Source organism: Mycobacterium sp. (assembly GCF_049281135.1).
Lineage (GTDB): Bacteria > Actinomycetota > Actinomycetes > Mycobacteriales > Mycobacteriaceae > Mycobacterium.
Window position 1 is genome coordinate 1 of record NZ_JBAPRN010000562.1, and the last position, 15,863, is coordinate 15,863.

Below are 15,863 nucleotides of genomic sequence, written 5' to 3' on the forward strand. Positions count from 1 at the left end.
CGCCCGAAGGCGCCGAAATCCCGGCGGCCGCAACAGCTCCCGACGAACCACAGCCAGTGCGGCGTCGGCGGCGAGCGAAGGCCACGATGATCGGCCGCGGCTACGAATACATGGACCTGGAGCCGGAGCCGTCCGTGACCGCGTCGGACCGCCATGCCGGACCTCTCGGGTTCGCGGGGAGCGCCGCCCGCGCCAGCGGTGCCGAGCCGGCCGGGTTGGCCACCCTGACCCGGGACCAGTTCGGGGGCGAGTCGACAATGCCGATGCTGCCGGGAACCTGGAACCCCGATCTCGACTGAGACCGATTACGGCCAATGGCCTCAGCATGCATTCGTGGTCAATTTGCGCTGCGCTCGTGTGGATTTCGTAAGCACTTCGCAGTCATCGCCACAAGTGTCGTCAGTCAAAGTGGCGAGTGCCCCTCTGCGGGAAATGATTACTGTACAGCGCAATTCGGCGCACGCTAGTCGTCAGCCAGCAGGCACTGCCAGAAGCCGACGTCGTGCCAGGCGTCGTGTTTGTAGCCGGCCTCGAGAAGATGCCCGACCCGGGCGAACCCGTGCCGCTCGTGCAGGCGGACGCTCGGATCGTTGGGCAACGCGATCACCGCGACGGCGCTGTGAAATCCCTGCTGGCGCAGCCGGTAGAGCAGCTCGGCGTAGAGCGCGTCACCAACCCCGCGCCGGTGCGCCGACGGATCCACGTAGATGGTGGATTCGACGGTCCACCAGTAGGCGGCCCGCTCATTCCACGGCCCCGCGTAGGCCACCCCGATGACGTGGTCGTCGTCGGTCGCGACCAGCCAGGGAAATCGCTGGCGCCGTTGCGCCCACAGAGCACGTAGCTCCTCGACGGTCTGCGGCTCAGTCCGAAAGTTGAAGACGCTCTTCTCGATGTAGTGGTTGACGATCTCGCAGACCCGTTCGAGGTCGTCGTCGGTGGCGGACCTGACCCACGGCGCGTTGCGGCTCACGTCGCTTTCGGGCGATATCCGTCGAGATCGTTTTCCTCAAGCGATTGTGCGAGCAGTTCGCCCTTTCCGGTCAGCGACAGCCAGGCCGAGAACATCCATTTTTCAGGATCGCCATAGTGTTTGACGTACACGTGAGAAATCTTGTGCAGTGAATGGTCGAGCGAATGGTGCCAAGCCTCAAAGCGTTGCGTCTTACCGACGGGAGCGCCGATCCTGAATAGCTCGTCGCTCACCCATTCGCGAATGGCATCCAACGTTTCGTTCTGCACCTCTACCGCCGAGGACGATGGACTCTGATGTTTGACACGCCGATCCACCGCATTGAGATCGATCGGGCCACCGAGAGCATCAATCAGTAGCTGATTACGCACGACTTCACGTGTGTTGCTGGTCATTCTGGTCACCGTACAGATTCCGCACCTTAGCCGATACGGCTGGCGGCGAGACAAGTCGCTGTAGCGTGAACTCATGGTGGATTTTGCTCTGCGCTCGTGTGGACTGCGTGGACACGCAACGTTCGCTCCCGATGAGCCGGAACTCCGGGAGCGTCTGACGGTCGACACCCCGGCCGGAGAAGCCTGGCGTTGCTTGCGCTGCGAGACCTTTGTCGTAGGCCCACCGCGGCGTAGCGGACCGGCCAACACCGCACCGGAAATCCCCCGCGGGCGCTTCCTGCGGGACCGGACGTTGATGCGCGCGCTCGCGATCGAGCGCGCGCTTCGCTGCGTGATTTTTCTGGCAGTAGCGGCCGGCGTGTTCAAAGTCAACGGGTCACGCGAGCGGTTGCGCCACGCGTTCGACCAAGACCTGCCGTTGCTCAAGCCGTTGGCGAACCAGATCGGCTGGAATCCGGATAACTCCAAGATCATTCACACGATCTCGCACGCATTCTCACTGTCGTCATCGACGTTGACGTGGATCGCGGCCGGTCTTGCGGGCTACGCGCTGATCGAACTGGTGGAGGCCGTCGGGTTGTGGCTGATGCAACGGTGGGGCGAGTACTTCGCAGTGATCGCCACCAGCGTGTTCCTTCCGCTGGAAATCTACGAGCTGACCGAAAAGATAACGGCGCTGCGCCTTTTCGCTCTTGCTGTCAACATCGTCGCGGTGGTGTGGCTGTTGTGGAGCAAGCGTCTGTTCGGGCTGAACGGCGGCGGCGAGGCGTATCGGAAAGAGCACGAAGCAGAAAGCCTGCTCAGTGTCGAAAGCGCAGGGCTGAGCGGAACCGTTGCCAGCGCAACGGCATAGCTACGACTTCGCTTGCAGGGCGGCCTGGTGTTGCAGCGCGTAGGCAACCGCGTGGGTGCGGTTCTGCACGCCCAGCTTGGTTAAGATCGCCTCGACGTGGTGGCCAACCGTCTTGGGGCTGATGTGCAGTTCGGCGGCGATCTCCGGGTTGCTGAGCCCGGCGGCAAGCAGGTCGAAGACCTGGCGTTGGCGCCCGGTCAACGCGTGGGGATCCGAATCCTTGTCCGCCTGTCGGGTGCGCGGAGCACGCTCGCGCAGCACGGCCAGCCGCTGCTGGGCGCGGCGGGCCGCCGCCTTGGCACCAAGCTCGCGAAAAGTCGCCAGCGCCTCTTTCACCGCGGAGACGTCGCCGCCGAGTTTCGCCAGCGCCGCATCGTAGGAGCAGCCGCGACCCATCCACGCTTCGGCAGCGCGCTGCCATTGCCCGCTGATCTCCAAGTCGAACGGCGTGGACGGATCGTGGCCGATGGTCTCGATTGTGCCGCCGGCCAAGCGAACCCAGCGTTGCAGCTGCCCTCTCTGCCATGGATCGGCGTGTTCGGGGGAGCACCCCAGGCCGGCCAGCGCCTCGGCGAGGGCCACCTCGTCATCGCCGGCCAACCAGGCCACCTCGGCGCGGGCCGCCCACACCGCGCCGAGGTGGACCAGGTTGCCGGGTTGAGTGTCGGCAGCGGCCTCACCAACCAGCGCACTCGTCGGCGGCTGGCCACGCCGCGCTCGGAGCAGAGTAAGCGTCACCAACGGCAGGATGCGGTGCTGTGGGCTGAGCTCGGGCCGGGTGACAATCTGCTCGGCCGTGACGGCGGCGCGATCCCAGTCTCCGCCGTGCAACGCCGCCAGCGTTGACGCGGCGGTCAGCAGCGAGCTGAACATGCCGAGGTCGCGCTCATCGCAGAAGGTGGACGCTTCGGCCAGATAGCCTTCGGCACGGCCTAACTCGCAGCGCAGCACCGCATACCAGTAGATGAGGACGCCCAGAACCCCGGCGTGTTCTTCCAGCCCCTGGGTCGACAGCGCTTCACGCCATACGCTAACCAATTCGTCCCAGCCGGTGCCGGTGCTGAATACGGTGGCCAGGGCCGTGTAGCCGCGAGCGCGGATATCGACTGCAGGGTCCTGCAATTCGCGAGCGAGGGCGTGCGCGCGAGCCGCGTAGTCGGCGCAGACCGGATCCAACGCCAGCGCGCTGATGTGCGCCATATTGACCAGCGACCAGGCCAGCTGCGGCGACGGCCCCAGGCCTTCCAGCAATCGCAACGATGCGTGCGCCGCGTCGATGGCTTCGTCTGCGCGCCCCAGCGGCTGCAGCAGACGCGACAGCCACCGCAGGCCGTCGCCCTCTTCGAGCTGATCACCGAGCTTGCGCCGCAACGTGATCGCCTCGCGCAACGATGCGACCGCCGGTTCGGCCTGTCCGCTCAGATAGCTGGCGAACGCGTGTCGCTCCAGCCAGACAACTCGGCGTTCATCGGCAGCCGTGCCGGTACAGCGCAACGCGAGCGCATACAGACTCGCGGCTTCCCGATTGGCGCCGAGCGAAGCCGCCCGTTCGGCGGCGGCGATGCCATAGCGGATCGCTGCTTCGATCTCACCCGCCTCGTCGGCGTGAAATGCCAATGCCGCCAGCGTGTTCGGATCGTTAGGCGGCTGCGCCAGGGCGGTCAGCGCGCGCCGGTGCAGTTCGATTCGAGCGAAGTCGGGAATCTGCGCCACAGTGGCCCGACGGGCGAGTTCGTGACGAAAGCCGACCAATTCCCCCTCGGCGGTCAGGACGCCGGCGTCGAGGCATTCGTGCAGTGCAGTCCGGGCCTCGGCGCACATTTTCTCCAGCAAGCAGACATCGGCTCGCGGACCGCACACGGCAACCGCATGCACCGTTTCACGCGCCTTGGCCGACAGCCGCCCGAGCCGGCCATGCACCGCCTCGGAGATACTGCGCGGCAGGACTTTCCGGGTGAGCGCATCCGGCCCGGCGGCCAGCACCTCGGTGACGAAGAAAGGGTTACCGCCGGTGACATCATGTAACCGCTCGGCATTTACTCCGCTGCCGGCGGCCAATGCCGACACCGCGGGTAAACTCAACGCCTCCAGAGCAATTCGGCTCACCGCGGCGTAGTTCGCCAGGTCCCCCAACGTGACAGCCAACGGATGGGTCGCCGCCAGTTCGTCGTCGCGGAAGGAGATCACCAGCAGCAACCGCAGCGTCGCGATGCGTCGCGCCAGGAATCGGACCAGATCCAGGGTGGCCCCGTCGGCCCAATGGGCGTCCTCGATCACCCACACCCATCGGTCGCGGTCACCCAACGCCGCTAACAATTGTCGGTAGATCCGTGCGGTATCCCCCGAGTCGACGGCCGCGGCCAACCCGGCCCCCGCCGCGGCATCCAGCCCGGCCAGAGCATCGATCAACGGCCCCAGCGGTCGCGGCGCACCCAGCGGGTCGCACCACCCGCGTAGGATCCGTGGTCCGGAATCGAGTTGACCGACGAACTTGGCGAGCAGTGCGGTTTTGCCGACGCCGGCCTCCCCGCGCAACAACACCACTTCCCCGGGGCCGCCGCGAGCCACCCGGCGCGCCAGCGCCCCCAGTTGGGCCAGCGGCGCGTCGCGTTCCAGCAAGCCATCCCGCAAGGTTGGCTCCCATCCTCGCTGCGCGCCTGCGGCGCCGTGTCGCAAAAACAGGGCAATTACCCCATGAATTGAGCTGGCTGTCTGCGCACACTCATCACGAGCACGCCCACGTCCAGACACGAACACAGCAAACGCATTTACGGGACTAATGCCGTTTCGACTGTAGCTTCACCTGCCCTCGGACGCGCGGCAACAGCAGATTGACATAGGTCAACTAGGCATGTGGCGGACTGCTCACGACCACGTGAGTTGCTTCGCGCCGCTCTCAGCGCAGCAGTGCGCGTGACATCACCACGCGCTGAATCTGGTTGGTGCCCTCGTAGATTTGAGTGATCTTTGCGTCGCGCATGAACCGCTCCACCGGGAAGTCGGTGGTGAATCCGGCCCCGCCGAAAAGCTGTACAGCGTCGGTGGTGACTTCCATCGCCACATCGGAGGCAAAGCATTTCGATGCCGCCGAGATGAAGCCAAGATTCGGCTCGCCGCGCTCGGCCCGGGCGGCCGCGGTGTAGACCATCAGCCGGGCCGCCTCGACCTTCATCGCCATGTCGGCCAGCATGAACTGGACGGCCTGGAACGTGCTGATCGACTCACCAAACTGCTTGCGGTCCTTGGTGTAAGCGATCGCCGCATCGACCGCGCCCTGGGCGATGCCGACAGCCTGCGCGCCGATCGTCGGGCGGGTGTGGTCGAGCGTGGCCAATGCGGTCTTGAACCCGGTGCCGGGTTCACCGATCATCCGGTCGCCGGGAACCCGGCAATTCTCGAAGTACAGCTCGGTGGTCGGAGATCCCTTGATGCCCAGCTTCTTTTCCTTGGGACCGACGCTGAAACCCTCGTCGTCCTTGTGCACGATGAACGCCGAGATCCCGTTGGCGCCCTTGTCCGGGTCGGTCACGGCCATCACCGTGTACCAGGTCGACTTGCCGCCGTTGGTGATCCAGGCCTTGGTGCCGTTGATGATCCAGTCGTCACCGTCGGCCTTGGCCCGGGTCCGCATCGACGCGGCGTCGCTGCCGGCTTCGCGCTCGCTCAACGCGTAGGAGGCCATCGCCCCGTCGGAGGCCAGCGACGGCAACACCTGCTTCTTCAGCTCCTCCGAACCGCGCAGGATCAGGCCCATCGTGCCCAGCTTGTTCACCGCGGGGATCAACGACGCCGAGGCGTCGACGCGCGCCACTTCTTCGATCACGATGCAGGCGGCGACGGAGTCCGCACCCTGACCGCCGTACTCCTCGGGGACGTGTACGGCGTTGAAGCCGGACGCGTTCAGCGCCTGCAACGCCTCCTCGGGAAACCGGGGCTGCTGATCCACGTCCGCGGCATGCGGGGCGATCTCTTTTTCCGCCAACGCGCGGATCGCGGCCCGCAACTCGTCGTGCTCCTCAGGCAGCTTGAACAGATCGAACGACGGATTTCCAGCCATCCCAGCCTCCTTAGCTACTCGCTGGTAACTTTACCTTGACGCTTTTGCAGCGCCGCATCCTTGGCCAGCACCGACTCCGCCAGCTCCTTCTGGAAAGCCACAATCCGGTCGCGCAGCGCGGGATCCGACACCGCCAGAATGCGCACCGCGAGCAGACCCGCGTTGCGGGCCCCACCGATCGACACCGTGGCCACCGGCACCCCGGCCGGCATCTGCACGATCGACAGCAGCGAGTCCAACCCGTCCAGCTTGGCCAGTGGCACCGGGACGCCGATCACCGGAAGTGACGTGGCCGAAGCCACCATGCCGGGCAGGTGGGCCGCGCCACCGGCGCCGGCGATTATCACCTCGACGCCGCGGTCGGCGGCCTGCTGCGCGTAGTCCAGCATGCGCTGCGGGGTGCGGTGCGCCGAATACACGCCGATCTCGTAGGCGACGTCGAACTCGGCCAGCGCGTCGGCGGCGTCGGACATCACCGACCAGTCGCTGTCGCTGCCCATGATCACGCCGACCCTGGCGTCGCTACTCATGCGGATCCCATCCGTCCGTCCATTCCCCGTCTGACAACCAGTGTGCCGCGCGCTCCGCGCGTTCACGCAGGTTTGCCAACTCGGCAGCATCGCTGCCGAGAAAATTGATGTGCCCGATCTTGCGGCCCGGGCGTTCTTCCTTGCCGTAGAGATGAACCCGAGCGTCGGGCATCCGCGCGAACAGGTGGTGCAACCGCTCGTCGAGCGACATCGTCGGCGTTTGCGCCGCACCCAGCACGTTGGCCATCACCGTCACTGGGGTGATGGTGTCGGTATCGCCGAGCGGATAGTCCAGCACCGCACGCAGATGCTGCTCGAACTGGCTGGTCCGCGACCCGTCCATGGTCCAGTGCCCGGAATTGTGCGGGCGCATCGCAAGCTCGTTGACCAGCAGCGCTCCATCGACGGTTTCGAACAGCTCGACGGCGAGCACACCGACGACGCCCAGTTCGACGGCCAGGCTCAGCGCCAGGCGCTGCGCCGCCGCGCCGACGTCGTCGGGCAGCGCCGGGGCCGGCGCAATCACCAGCACGCAGATGCCGTCGCGCTGCACGGTCTCGACCACCGGCCATGCCGCGCCCTGCCCGAACGGCGACCGGGCCACCAGCGCCGAGAGTTCACGGCGCAACGCGACCCGCTCCTCGACCAATACCGGTACGCCAGAATCTAAATATTGACCCGCGATCGCGCGGGCCTGCGCCAGATCGGCGGCCAGCTGCACGCCACGACCGTCGTACCCGCCGCGGACCGCCTTGACGACGATCGGCCCGTCCACCCGTCGGGCGAACTCATCGACGTCGTCGGGCCGCTCGACGGCTGCGTAACGCGGCACCCGCGCACCCAGGGCTTCCAGCCGTCGCCGCATGACGAGCTTGTCCTGTGCGTGTATCAGCGCCTCTGGCGGCGGCGCGACGTTGACGCCCTCCGCGACCAGCTTTTTCAGCAGCTCAGTGGGCACATGCTCGTGGTCGAAGGTGAGCGCCGCACAACCGGCAGCGACGCGGCGCAGCGCCTCGAGATCGGTGTGCGAGCCGATCACCACGTCGGGACTGACCTGGGCGGCGGGGTCGGCGGCGTCGGCGGCCAGCACGCGCAGGCTCTGGCCCATCGCGATCGCCGCCTGGTGGGTCATCCGGGCCAGTTGGCCCCCACCGACCATGGCGACCTGGGGCGAAGCGTTGGGGGTACTCGGCACGGCAATCATGGTGTCATGGCCGCTAGAGGGGTCGCGTGATGCAGTCACAGAGCACCCTTAACCAGTAATACGTACACTGCGACATTGTGTCCTTCGCCGATGCCACGATCGCCCGACTGCCGGGGCCGATCCGCCCCTTTGCCGAGCGCCATCACGAGCTGATCAAGTTCGCGATCGTCGGTGCGACGACGTTCATCATCGACTCGGCGATTTTCTACACGCTGAAGTTGACGATCCTGGAGCCCAAACCGGTGACCGCCAAGGTCATCGCCGGCATCGTCGCGGTCATCGCGTCGTACATCCTGAACAGGGAGTGGAGCTTCCGTGACCGCGGCGGCCGCGAGCGTCACCACGAGGCCCTGCTGTTCTTCGCGTTCAGCGGCGTCGGGGTGCTGCTGAGCATGGCGCCGCTGTGGGTTTCCAGCTACATGCTTGACCTGCGGGTGCCGATGGTGTCACTGACCGTCGAGAACATCGCCGACTTCGTCTCGGCCTACCTCATCGGCAATCTGCTGCAGATGGCCTTCCGCTTCTGGGCGTTCCGGCGTTGGGTGTTCCCTGACGAATCCGCCCGAAGCGGCGACCAAGCGCTGGAATCGGCGCTCACCGCGGGCGGGATCGCCGAAGTTTTCGAGGACGTCCAAGCGAACGGCACGGTCACCTTGCTGGGAGCTTGGCTGGCGCGCCGGGGCCGGGCGGATCAGCTCGGCGATTCCTCGGACCCCAGGGTGTCGAAAACCTCGTGATACAGCAGCGCGTGGACCTGTTCCACGCCTGGAATGTCGTAGAACTCCAACGGATCTTGGGACGCTGACTCAACGATCAGCGTGCCGGTGCGCAATATCCGGTCGATCAGCCGGTGCCGGAATTCGACGCTGTTGATCCGGGCCAGCGGGATGTCGATGCCGCTGCGGCTCAACACTCCGTGCCGGAACATCACCCGACGGTCGGTGATGACGAAATGTGTGGTGAGCCAGTTCAAGAACGGCCAGACCGTCAGCCAGCCCAGGAGCACCAGCCAGATCGCCCCGATGACCCAGAAGACGACCCGCTTTGCGGTCGGATCCCACGTGGTGCCGTTGACCACCGCGCAACCGAACGATGCCGCCGCACTCGCCAGTATCAGAACGGTGACCGGCCAGAAAAGTCGCTTCCAGTGCGGATGGCGGTGCAGGACGACCTGCTCGTCGCCGGCCAGCACGTTGTCGGGGTAGCCCACGCTGGCACTTTAGACGTTGGGGCGCAGGTGCGTGATGTCTCCGGCCGAGATCGTCACCGTCTGGCCACCGGTGTCGACACACAATCGCCCCGTGTCGTCGACGGCCCGCGCGACGCCGACCACCTCACGGTCACCGGGCATGCTGGCCCGGACCCGCGCGCCTAGCGTCACGCTGTAGCGCTGATAGTCGGCAAGCAACGCGGGATCTGCGCCTCCTGCGGTCCGCCACGCGTCGATGCGCATTGCCAGCTCGCGAAGTATACTGCGCGCCAACGTATTTCGATCATTAACCGATGAACCAAGCATCAGCAGCGAGGTGGCCACCGGGTCCGGCGCTTCGTCGGCGGTCAGCGTCACGTTGAGCCCGAGGCCAAGCACGATCACCGGCGTCGGCGAGGCCACCTCGGCGAGGATCCCGGCCAGCTTGCCGCCGCCCACCAACACATCGTTCGGCCACTTCAGGCCCGCCTCGACATCAAGCGCGGCCAGCGCGTCGGCCACCGCGACCCCGGTTGCCAGCGGCAACCATCCCCAGCCCGTCCGGGGTACCGAGCCGCCGGCCACCCCGACCGACAAGGCGACCTGTGTCCGCGGCGGCGCCGACCATTGCCGGCCATGCCGGCCGCGGCCGGCGCTCTGGTATTCGGCAAGTAAGACCGACCCGTCGATGTCGGCACCGGCCTCGGCCCGCGCGAGCAGATCGGCGTTGGTGGAACCGGTTTCGGCGACGACATCGAGTTGACGCCACCGCATGCCGGGCCCGACCAGCCCGTCGCGCAAGGTCGCCAGATCCAAGGGCGATCTCAGTGAGTCATCCATCGGTACTCAGCAGGGGCTCGGCGGCACTTGGGACAATTAAGTCGACAAGTGACGAAGATTACCTTCGGGCGGCCATGCGGAACAAAAGTCCGGATAGTTGGACACGCAGGGCTCCGCGCGTGCGGGGTGGAGATCGCAATCTAAGGAACCGCTAAGATCGACAGCCATGACTTCCGAGACCTCGGTCGAGGCGCAAGCTGAGCACGATATCGACATTCACACCACCGCGGGCAAGCTCGCCGAACTGCGCAAGCGGAGCGAGGAGACTCTGCACCCGGTGGGTGAGGCCGCCGTCGACAAGGTGCACGAGAAGGGCAAGCTGACCGCGCGCGAGCGCATCTACGCCCTGCTCGACGAGGGATCGTTCGTCGAACTCGACGCGCTGGCCCGGCACCGCAGCACCAACTTCGGGCTGGCTGAGAGGCGCCCGCTCGGTGACGGTGTCGTCACCGGTTACGGCACCATCGACGGCCGCGACGTCTGCATCTTCAGCCAGGACGTCACGGTGTTCGGCGGCAGCCTCGGCGAGGTCTACGGCGAAAAGATCGTCAAGGTGCAGGAGTTGGCGATCAAGACCGGCCGGCCGCTGATCGGGATCAACGACGGCGCGGGCGCGCGCATCCAGGAGGGTGTCGTCTCGCTCGGCCTGTACAGCTCGATCTTCCGCAACAACATCCTGGCCTCCGGCGTCGTCCCGCAGATCTCGCTGATCATGGGCGCCGCCGCCGGTGGCCACGTCTACTCCCCGGCGCTGACCGACTTCGTGGTGATGGTCGACCAGACCAGCCAGATGTTCATCACCGGTCCCGACGTGATCAAGACCGTCACCGGTGAAGACGTGACGATGGAGGAGCTCGGCGGTGCGCACACGCACATGGCCAAGTCCGGCACCGCACACTATGTCGCCTCCGGCGAGCAGGACGCCTTGGACTACGTCCGCGATCTGCTGAGCTACCTGCCGCCCAACAACTTCACCGATCCGCCGCGCTATCCGGTGCCGGTTCCGGAGGGCGCCATCGAGGACAACCTCACCGATGAAGACCTCGAGCTGGACACACTGATCCCGGACTCGGCCAACCAGCCGTACGACATGCACGAGGTGATCACCCGCATCCTCGACGACGACGAGTTCCTCGAGGTGCAAGCCGGTTACGCGCAGAACATCGTGATCGGGTTCGGCCGCATCGAGGGCCGGCCGGTGGGAATTGTGGCCAACCAGCCGACCCAGTTCGCCGGCTGTCTGGACATCAACGCCTCGGAGAAAGCCGCCCGCTTCGTGCGGACCTGTGACTGCTTCAACATCCCGGTCGTGATGCTGGTGGACGTGCCGGGCTTCCTGCCGGGCACAAGCCAGGAATACAACGGCATCATTCGCCGCGGCGCCAAGCTGCTGTACGCCTACGGCGAGGCCACCGTTCCCAAGATCACCGTCATTACCCGCAAGGCTTACGGCGGCGCCTACTGCGTCATGGGCTCCAAGGATATGGGCTGCGACGTCAACGTCGCCTGGCCGACGGCGCAGATCGCCGTGATGGGCGCCTCAGGCGCGGTCGGCTTTGTCTACCGTCAACAGCTCGGCGAAGCGGCCAAGAACGGTGAGGACGTCGACGCCCTGCGGCTGCAGTTGCAGCAGGAGTACGAGGACACTCTGGTCAACCCGTACATCGCCGCCGAGCGAGGCTACGTCGACGCGGTGATCCCGCCGTCGCACACCCGCGGCTACATCGGGACGGCGCTGCGCCTGCTGGAGCGCAAGATCGCCCAGGTGCCGCCGAAGAAGCACGGGAACATTCCCCTGTGAGTCGAGTGAGCGGAACGAACGCAGTGAGTGACGGGAACGAGACGAACGGTCAGTCCCCTGTGAGCGACGACATCGAAACGCCGGACGCCGCACAGCCACACGAGCCGCACATCCGGGTGCTCAAAGGCAACCCGACTGACGAAGAGGTGGCCGCGCTGATCGCGGTGCTAGGCAGCGCTGGCGGCGGTAGCGGTGACGTGGGTCAGCCGGAGGCCACCCGGTGGGGACTGCCGGTCGACAAATTGCGTTACTCGATCTTCAGCTGGCAGAAGCTCACCCTGGTGCAACGGACCCACATGCGGCGAGACTGGCGCAATTGACTCGCGTCGTGCTCGGCTCCGCCTCGGCGGGCCGGCTGCGGGTGCTGCGCCAGGCCGGCGTCGAGCCGTTGGTCGTCGTGTCGGGCGTGGACGAGGACGCGATCATCGCCACCCTGGGGCCCGACACCGCTCCGGGCGACGTGGTTCGCAGCCTCGCCGAGGCCAAGGCCGATCACGTCGCGACGATCGTGGACGGCGCGGTTGCCGCGGATTGTGTTGTCATTGGCTGTGATTCGATGCTCTACATCGACGGCCGGCTGACCGGCAAGCCCGCATCGACCGATGCGGCGCGACGCGAGTGGCAATCGATGGCCGGCTGTTCCGGTCAGCTGCACACCGGACACTGCGTGGTACGGCTACGCGATGGCAGAGTCAGCCGGCGGGCAGCCGAATCATCCGTCACCACAGTGCACTTCGGTACACCGGCGGCAGCGGATCTGGATGCCTATCTCGACAGCGGCGAGCCGTTGGCGGTTGCCGGAGCATTCACCCTGGACGGGCTGGGCGGCTGGTTCGTCGACCGCATCGAAGGCGACCCGTCCAACGTCATCGGCCTGAGCCTTCCGCTGACCCGCTCACTGCTGCGACGTGTTGGGCTGTCCGTCGCCGAGTTGTGGCCGTGAAAGGAAAAGCGCCGCAACAGAAGACGCCGAACCGGAAGTAAATATCGCGCCGACTCGCCGCATACCATCGAGGACGCCGCATGCGCCGCTTTACAAATGGTTCAACTACTACGACGCCCCCAGTCGCACGATTAGCTCAACTGCGATTACGCGATGAGCAGGCATCCGTCCACTACGCTCGATTTCCTACCGTTATTCCCAGGAATCGGGGAGTTCGATGGCTTTCGAGGTGTTGGTGGACGACAACTTCCATGCGTATGACGAGAGCGAGCGCTACTCGCACGGCTTGTACGACACGCTCGAGGAAGCGATCGCGGTCTGCCGAGCCATCGTTGACCGGGATCTGGCTAACCAGTATGAGCCCGGTATGACAGCCGACCGGCTTTATCAGCGATACACGTCGTTCGGTGACGACCCGTGGATCAAGGACACCGAACATCCGGGCGGGCCTTCCCCGCGGGCGCCGTTCAGTGCCTGGAGCTACGCAGAACAACAATCCGTGGAGATGTGCACCGTCGAATCTACCTCTGGCGAGGCGTCAAACGGTAGATGAGGCCCGGCTTTACAAACCAGAGCAGGATTTGGCGCGATTTCCAGAAGATAAGCAAGATCAAATTCGTGCGGCATTAGTCGAAAGTGTGAAGAAAGGGTACGACCCTAGATATTTGGTCATCACAGCATGCCTTCGCGAAGTTTGCGCTTTGGGATGGATTTGGGGACGCGAACCGGCAGGTAGGCTCGCGGTGTGCCTCTACCAGCAGATCCCAGCCCGACGCTGAGCGCCTACGCCCACCCGGAACGCCTGGTCACGTCCGACTGGTTGGCCGGCAACCTGGGCCGGCCGGGACTGGCCATCGTCGAATCCGATGAAGACGTGCTGCTCTACGACGTCGGCCACATCCCCGGGGCGGTCAAGATCGACTGGCACACCGACCTCAACGACCCACGGGTGCGCGACTACATCGACGGTAAGCGGTTCGCGGAATTGATGGACCGCAAAGGGATTTCGCGCGACGACACCGTGGTGATCTACGGCGACAAGAGCAATTGGTGGGCGGCCTACGCGCTGTGGGTCTTCACCCTGTTCGGCCATCCGGATGTGCGGCTGCTCAACGGCGGACGCGACCTGTGGATGCACGACGGGCGCGACACGACGCTGGATGTTCCGAGCCGGGCCTCCTCGGGCTATCCCGTCGTGCAGCGCAACGACGCGCCGATCCGCGCGTTCAAAGACGACGTGCTGACCGTTCTGGGTTCCGAGCCGCTGATCGACGTGCGCTCGCCCGACGAGTACACCGGCAAGCGCACCCACATGCCGGACTATCCCGAGGAAGGCGCGTTGCGCGCCGGCCACATCCCATCGGCGCGGTCGATCCCGTGGGGGCAGGCCGCTGACGACAGCGGGCGATTCCGCAGCCGAGACGAGTTGGAGAAGCTCTACGGGTTCATCGAGCCGGACGACAAAACCGTCGTCTACTGCCGCATCGGCGAGCGCTCCAGCCACACCTGGTTCGTGCTGACACACCTGCTCGGCGTCCCCGGCGTGCGCAACTACGACGGCTCGTGGACCGAATGGGGTAATGCCGTGCGAGTGCCGATCGTCGCCGGTGAAAGCCCCGGAACCGTGCCCGCCTGATGAGCATGCCCGCGCCGCTGGCCGAGGTCCTGTCCGACTTCGCCGAAGTCGACGGCCAGGACAAGCTCAACCTGCTGCTGGAATTCGCCAACGACCTTCCGGCGTTGCCCGCCGACCTCGAAGAGGCGGCGATGGAGCCGGTGGTCGAGTGCCAGTCGCCGCTGTTTTTGCACGTCGACGCGCACGACCCGGAACGGGTGCGGCTGTATTTCAGCGCGCCCCCGGAGGCGCCGACCACCCGCGGCTTCGCGTCGATCCTTGCCGCCGGGCTCGACGAACAGCCTGCCGCCGACATCCTGGCGGTCCCAGAGGACTTCTACACCGACCTCGGTCTGGCGGCCTTGATCAGCCCGCTGCGGCTGCGTGGAATGTCGGCGATGTTGGCCCGAATCAAGCGCCGAGTGCGCGAATCCGGCTGAAGTAGACACCGGGTCTTGTCGCCCACGGCGCGCCGCTTAAACTTCCCCCGACACGACTTGTAAGAATTTCTCTTAGACATGTGAGAAGTGTTCAGCCACACAGGAGGCGCAGTGCCTAGTCACGCCAGCTCGACGATCGCCAAGGTTCTCGTCGCCAATCGCGGTGAGATCGCGGTGCGGGTGATCCGCGCAGCCAAGGACGCCGGTCTGCCCAGTGTGGCGGTGTACGCCGAGCCGGACGCCGACGCTCCGCACGTGAAGCTGGCCGACGAGGCCTTCGCGCTGGGTGGTCAAACCTCGGCGGAGTCCTACCTCGACTTCGGCAAGCTGCTGGAGGCTGCCGAGAAGTCCGGCGCCAACGCGATTCACCCCGGCTACGGCTTCCTGTCCGAGAACGCCGACTTCGCCCAGGCGGTGATCGATGCCGGCCTGATCTGGATCGGGCCCAGCCCGCAGTCGATCCGCGACCTCGGCGACAAGGTGACCGCGCGCCACATCGCCGCCCGCGCGCAGGCTCCGCTGGTGCCCGGTACCCCCGACCCGGTGAAGAACGCCGACGAGGTGGTCGCCTTCGCCAAGGAGCACGGCGTGCCGATCGCGATCAAGGCGGCGTTCGGCGGCGGCGGGCGCGGTATGAAGGTGGCCCGCAGCATCGAGGAGATCCCCGAGCTGTTCGAGTCGGCGACCCGCGAGGCGGTCGTGGCATTCGGCCGCGGCGAGTGCTTCGTCGAGCGCTATCTGGACAAGCCGCGCCACGTCGAGGCGCAGGTGATCGCCGACCAGCACGGCAACGTCGTCGTGGCCGGCACCCGTGACTGCTCGCTGCAGCGCCGCTTCCAGAAGCTGGTCGAAGAGGCGCCCGCGCCGTTCCTGACCGACGCGCAGCGCAAGGAAATCCACGAATCCGCCAAGCGGATCTGCAAGGAAGCGCATTACTACGGCGCCGGCACCGTCGAATATCTGGTCGGCCAGGACGGGCTGATCTCGTTCCTCGAGGTCAACACCCGTCTTCAGGTCGAGCAC

At 65.9% G+C, this 15,863-nt stretch carries 16 protein-coding genes and 2 pseudogenes; 10 read left to right on the forward strand and 8 right to left on the reverse strand.

Translation table 11 applies throughout. The features are described 5' to 3' along the window. A pseudogene (locus WAN02_RS21890) lies at positions 1-299 on the forward strand (hypothetical protein); the annotation flags it as partial. Between the two features lie 164 nt (positions 300-463). On the opposite strand, the gene WAN02_RS21895 reads toward WAN02_RS21890, so the two are convergent. Together WAN02_RS21895 and WAN02_RS21900 are read right to left on the reverse strand one after the other, a co-directional pair. Then, on the reverse strand, positions 464-973 hold the full coding sequence (locus WAN02_RS21895; RefSeq protein ID WP_422266317.1) for a GNAT family N-acetyltransferase: 510 nt from the start codon (positions 971-973) through the stop codon (positions 464-466). Continuing rightward, complete coding sequence (locus WAN02_RS21900) at positions 970-1,368, reverse strand: hypothetical protein (protein ID WP_422266319.1); 399 nt, start codon at positions 1,366-1,368, stop codon at positions 970-972. Before WAN02_RS21900 ends, WAN02_RS21895 begins: the two co-directional genes overlap by 4 nt. Before the next feature lie 73 nt (positions 1,369-1,441). On the opposite strand from WAN02_RS21900, the gene WAN02_RS21905 reads away from it, so the two are divergent. Continuing rightward, a complete protein-coding gene (locus WAN02_RS21905) occupies positions 1,442-2,221 on the forward strand; it encodes a DUF2127 domain-containing protein (RefSeq protein ID WP_422266321.1) in 780 nt (259 codons plus the stop codon). Here WAN02_RS21905 and WAN02_RS21910 read toward each other — a convergent pair whose 3' ends face one another. The 4 genes from WAN02_RS21910 to WAN02_RS21925 all read right to left on the reverse strand — a co-directional run bounded on the left by WAN02_RS21910 (position 2,222) and on the right by WAN02_RS21925 (position 8,012). After that, entirely contained in the window at positions 2,222-4,852 is a 2,631-nt protein-coding gene (locus WAN02_RS21910; protein ID WP_422266323.1) for an ATP-binding protein, read from the reverse strand. It lies immediately after the preceding gene. A gap of 265 nt (positions 4,853-5,117) precedes the next feature. Then, positions 5,118-6,278, reverse strand: a complete 1,161-nt coding sequence (locus WAN02_RS21915) for an acyl-CoA dehydrogenase (protein WP_422266325.1) — start codon at positions 6,276-6,278, stop codon at positions 5,118-5,120. A 14-nt stretch (positions 6,279-6,292) separates the two neighbouring features. After that, entirely contained in the window at positions 6,293-6,808 is a 516-nt protein-coding gene (purE, locus tag WAN02_RS21920; protein ID WP_422266327.1) for a 5-(carboxyamino)imidazole ribonucleotide mutase, read from the reverse strand. Then, entirely contained in the window at positions 6,801-8,012 is a 1,212-nt protein-coding gene (locus WAN02_RS21925) for a 5-(carboxyamino)imidazole ribonucleotide synthase (RefSeq protein ID WP_422266347.1), read from the reverse strand. Before WAN02_RS21925 ends, purE begins: the two co-directional genes overlap by 8 nt. A gap of 77 nt (positions 8,013-8,089) precedes the next feature. Between WAN02_RS21925 and WAN02_RS21930 the strand changes: the two genes are divergently transcribed. After that, positions 8,090-8,749, forward strand: coding sequence for a GtrA family protein (locus tag WAN02_RS21930; RefSeq protein ID WP_422266329.1), 660 nt, complete (start codon positions 8,090-8,092; stop codon positions 8,747-8,749). Here the strand turns inward: WAN02_RS21930 and WAN02_RS21935 are convergent. After that, positions 8,704-9,222: a PH domain-containing protein gene (locus WAN02_RS21935; RefSeq protein WP_422266331.1), complete on the reverse strand. Its 519-nt coding sequence runs from the start codon at positions 9,220-9,222 to the stop codon at positions 8,704-8,706. The genes WAN02_RS21930 and WAN02_RS21935 overlap by 46 nt on opposite strands. Before the next feature lie 9 nt (positions 9,223-9,231). Continuing rightward, a complete protein-coding gene (locus tag WAN02_RS21940) occupies positions 9,232-10,041 on the reverse strand; it encodes a biotin--[acetyl-CoA-carboxylase] ligase (RefSeq protein WP_422266333.1) in 810 nt (269 codons plus the stop codon). Between the two features lie 166 nt (positions 10,042-10,207). Between WAN02_RS21940 and WAN02_RS21945 the strand changes: the two genes are divergently transcribed. From WAN02_RS21945 to WAN02_RS21975, 7 genes and pseudogenes are all read left to right on the forward strand, one after another. Then, the gene (locus WAN02_RS21945; RefSeq protein ID WP_422266335.1) at positions 10,208-11,842 is read left to right on the forward strand and encodes an acyl-CoA carboxylase subunit beta; all 1,635 of its coding nucleotides are present in this window, start codon (positions 10,208-10,210) and stop codon (positions 11,840-11,842) included. Next, a pseudogene (locus WAN02_RS21950) lies at positions 11,818-12,162 on the forward strand (acyl-CoA carboxylase subunit epsilon); the annotation flags it as partial. The gene WAN02_RS21945 and the pseudogene WAN02_RS21950, both read left to right, overlap by 25 nt. Beyond that, positions 12,159-12,785: a Maf family protein gene (locus tag WAN02_RS21955; RefSeq protein WP_422266337.1), complete on the forward strand. Its 627-nt coding sequence runs from the start codon at positions 12,159-12,161 to the stop codon at positions 12,783-12,785. The pseudogene WAN02_RS21950 and the gene WAN02_RS21955, both read left to right, overlap by 4 nt. Before the next feature lie 217 nt (positions 12,786-13,002). After that, complete coding sequence (locus WAN02_RS21960; RefSeq protein ID WP_422266339.1) at positions 13,003-13,338, forward strand: hypothetical protein; 336 nt, start codon at positions 13,003-13,005, stop codon at positions 13,336-13,338. 192 nt (positions 13,339-13,530) lie between these two features. Continuing rightward, entirely contained in the window at positions 13,531-14,421 is an 891-nt protein-coding gene (locus WAN02_RS21965; protein ID WP_422266341.1) for a sulfurtransferase, read from the forward strand. Next, positions 14,421-14,840: a SufE family protein gene (locus tag WAN02_RS21970; protein ID WP_422266343.1), complete on the forward strand. Its 420-nt coding sequence runs from the start codon at positions 14,421-14,423 to the stop codon at positions 14,838-14,840. Before WAN02_RS21965 ends, WAN02_RS21970 begins: the two co-directional genes overlap by 1 nt. A gap of 111 nt (positions 14,841-14,951) precedes the next feature. Then, positions 14,952-15,863, forward strand: a 912-nt coding sequence (locus WAN02_RS21975) for a biotin carboxylase N-terminal domain-containing protein (RefSeq protein ID WP_422266345.1), incomplete at its 3' end; no start/stop codon positions are given.

Bases quoted from the DNA above. Each gene is read 5' to 3' on its own strand.
- WAN02_RS21940 (WP_422266333.1), bottom strand. From the start codon at position 10,041: ATGGATGACTCACTGAGATCGCCCTTGGATCTGGCGACCTTGCGCGAC.
- WAN02_RS21900 (WP_422266319.1), bottom strand. From the start codon at position 1,368: ATGACCAGCAACACACGTGAAGTCGTGCGTAATCAGCTACTGATTGAT.
- WAN02_RS21915 (WP_422266325.1), bottom strand. From the start codon at position 6,278: ATGGCTGGAAATCCGTCGTTCGATCTGTTCAAGCTGCCTGAGGAGCAC.
- WAN02_RS21960 (WP_422266339.1), top strand. From the start codon at position 13,003: ATGGCTTTCGAGGTGTTGGTGGACGACAACTTCCATGCGTATGACGAG.
- WAN02_RS21905 (WP_422266321.1), top strand. From the start codon at position 1,442: ATGGTGGATTTTGCTCTGCGCTCGTGTGGACTGCGTGGACACGCAACG.
- WAN02_RS21925 (WP_422266347.1), bottom strand. From the start codon at position 8,012: ATGATTGCCGTGCCGAGTACCCCCAACGCTTCGCCCCAGGTCGCCATG.
- WAN02_RS21945 (WP_422266335.1), top strand. From the start codon at position 10,208: ATGACTTCCGAGACCTCGGTCGAGGCGCAAGCTGAGCACGATATCGAC.
- WAN02_RS21970 (WP_422266343.1), top strand. From the start codon at position 14,421: ATGAGCATGCCCGCGCCGCTGGCCGAGGTCCTGTCCGACTTCGCCGAA.
- purE (WP_422266327.1), bottom strand. From the start codon at position 6,808: ATGAGTAGCGACGCCAGGGTCGGCGTGATCATGGGCAGCGACAGCGAC.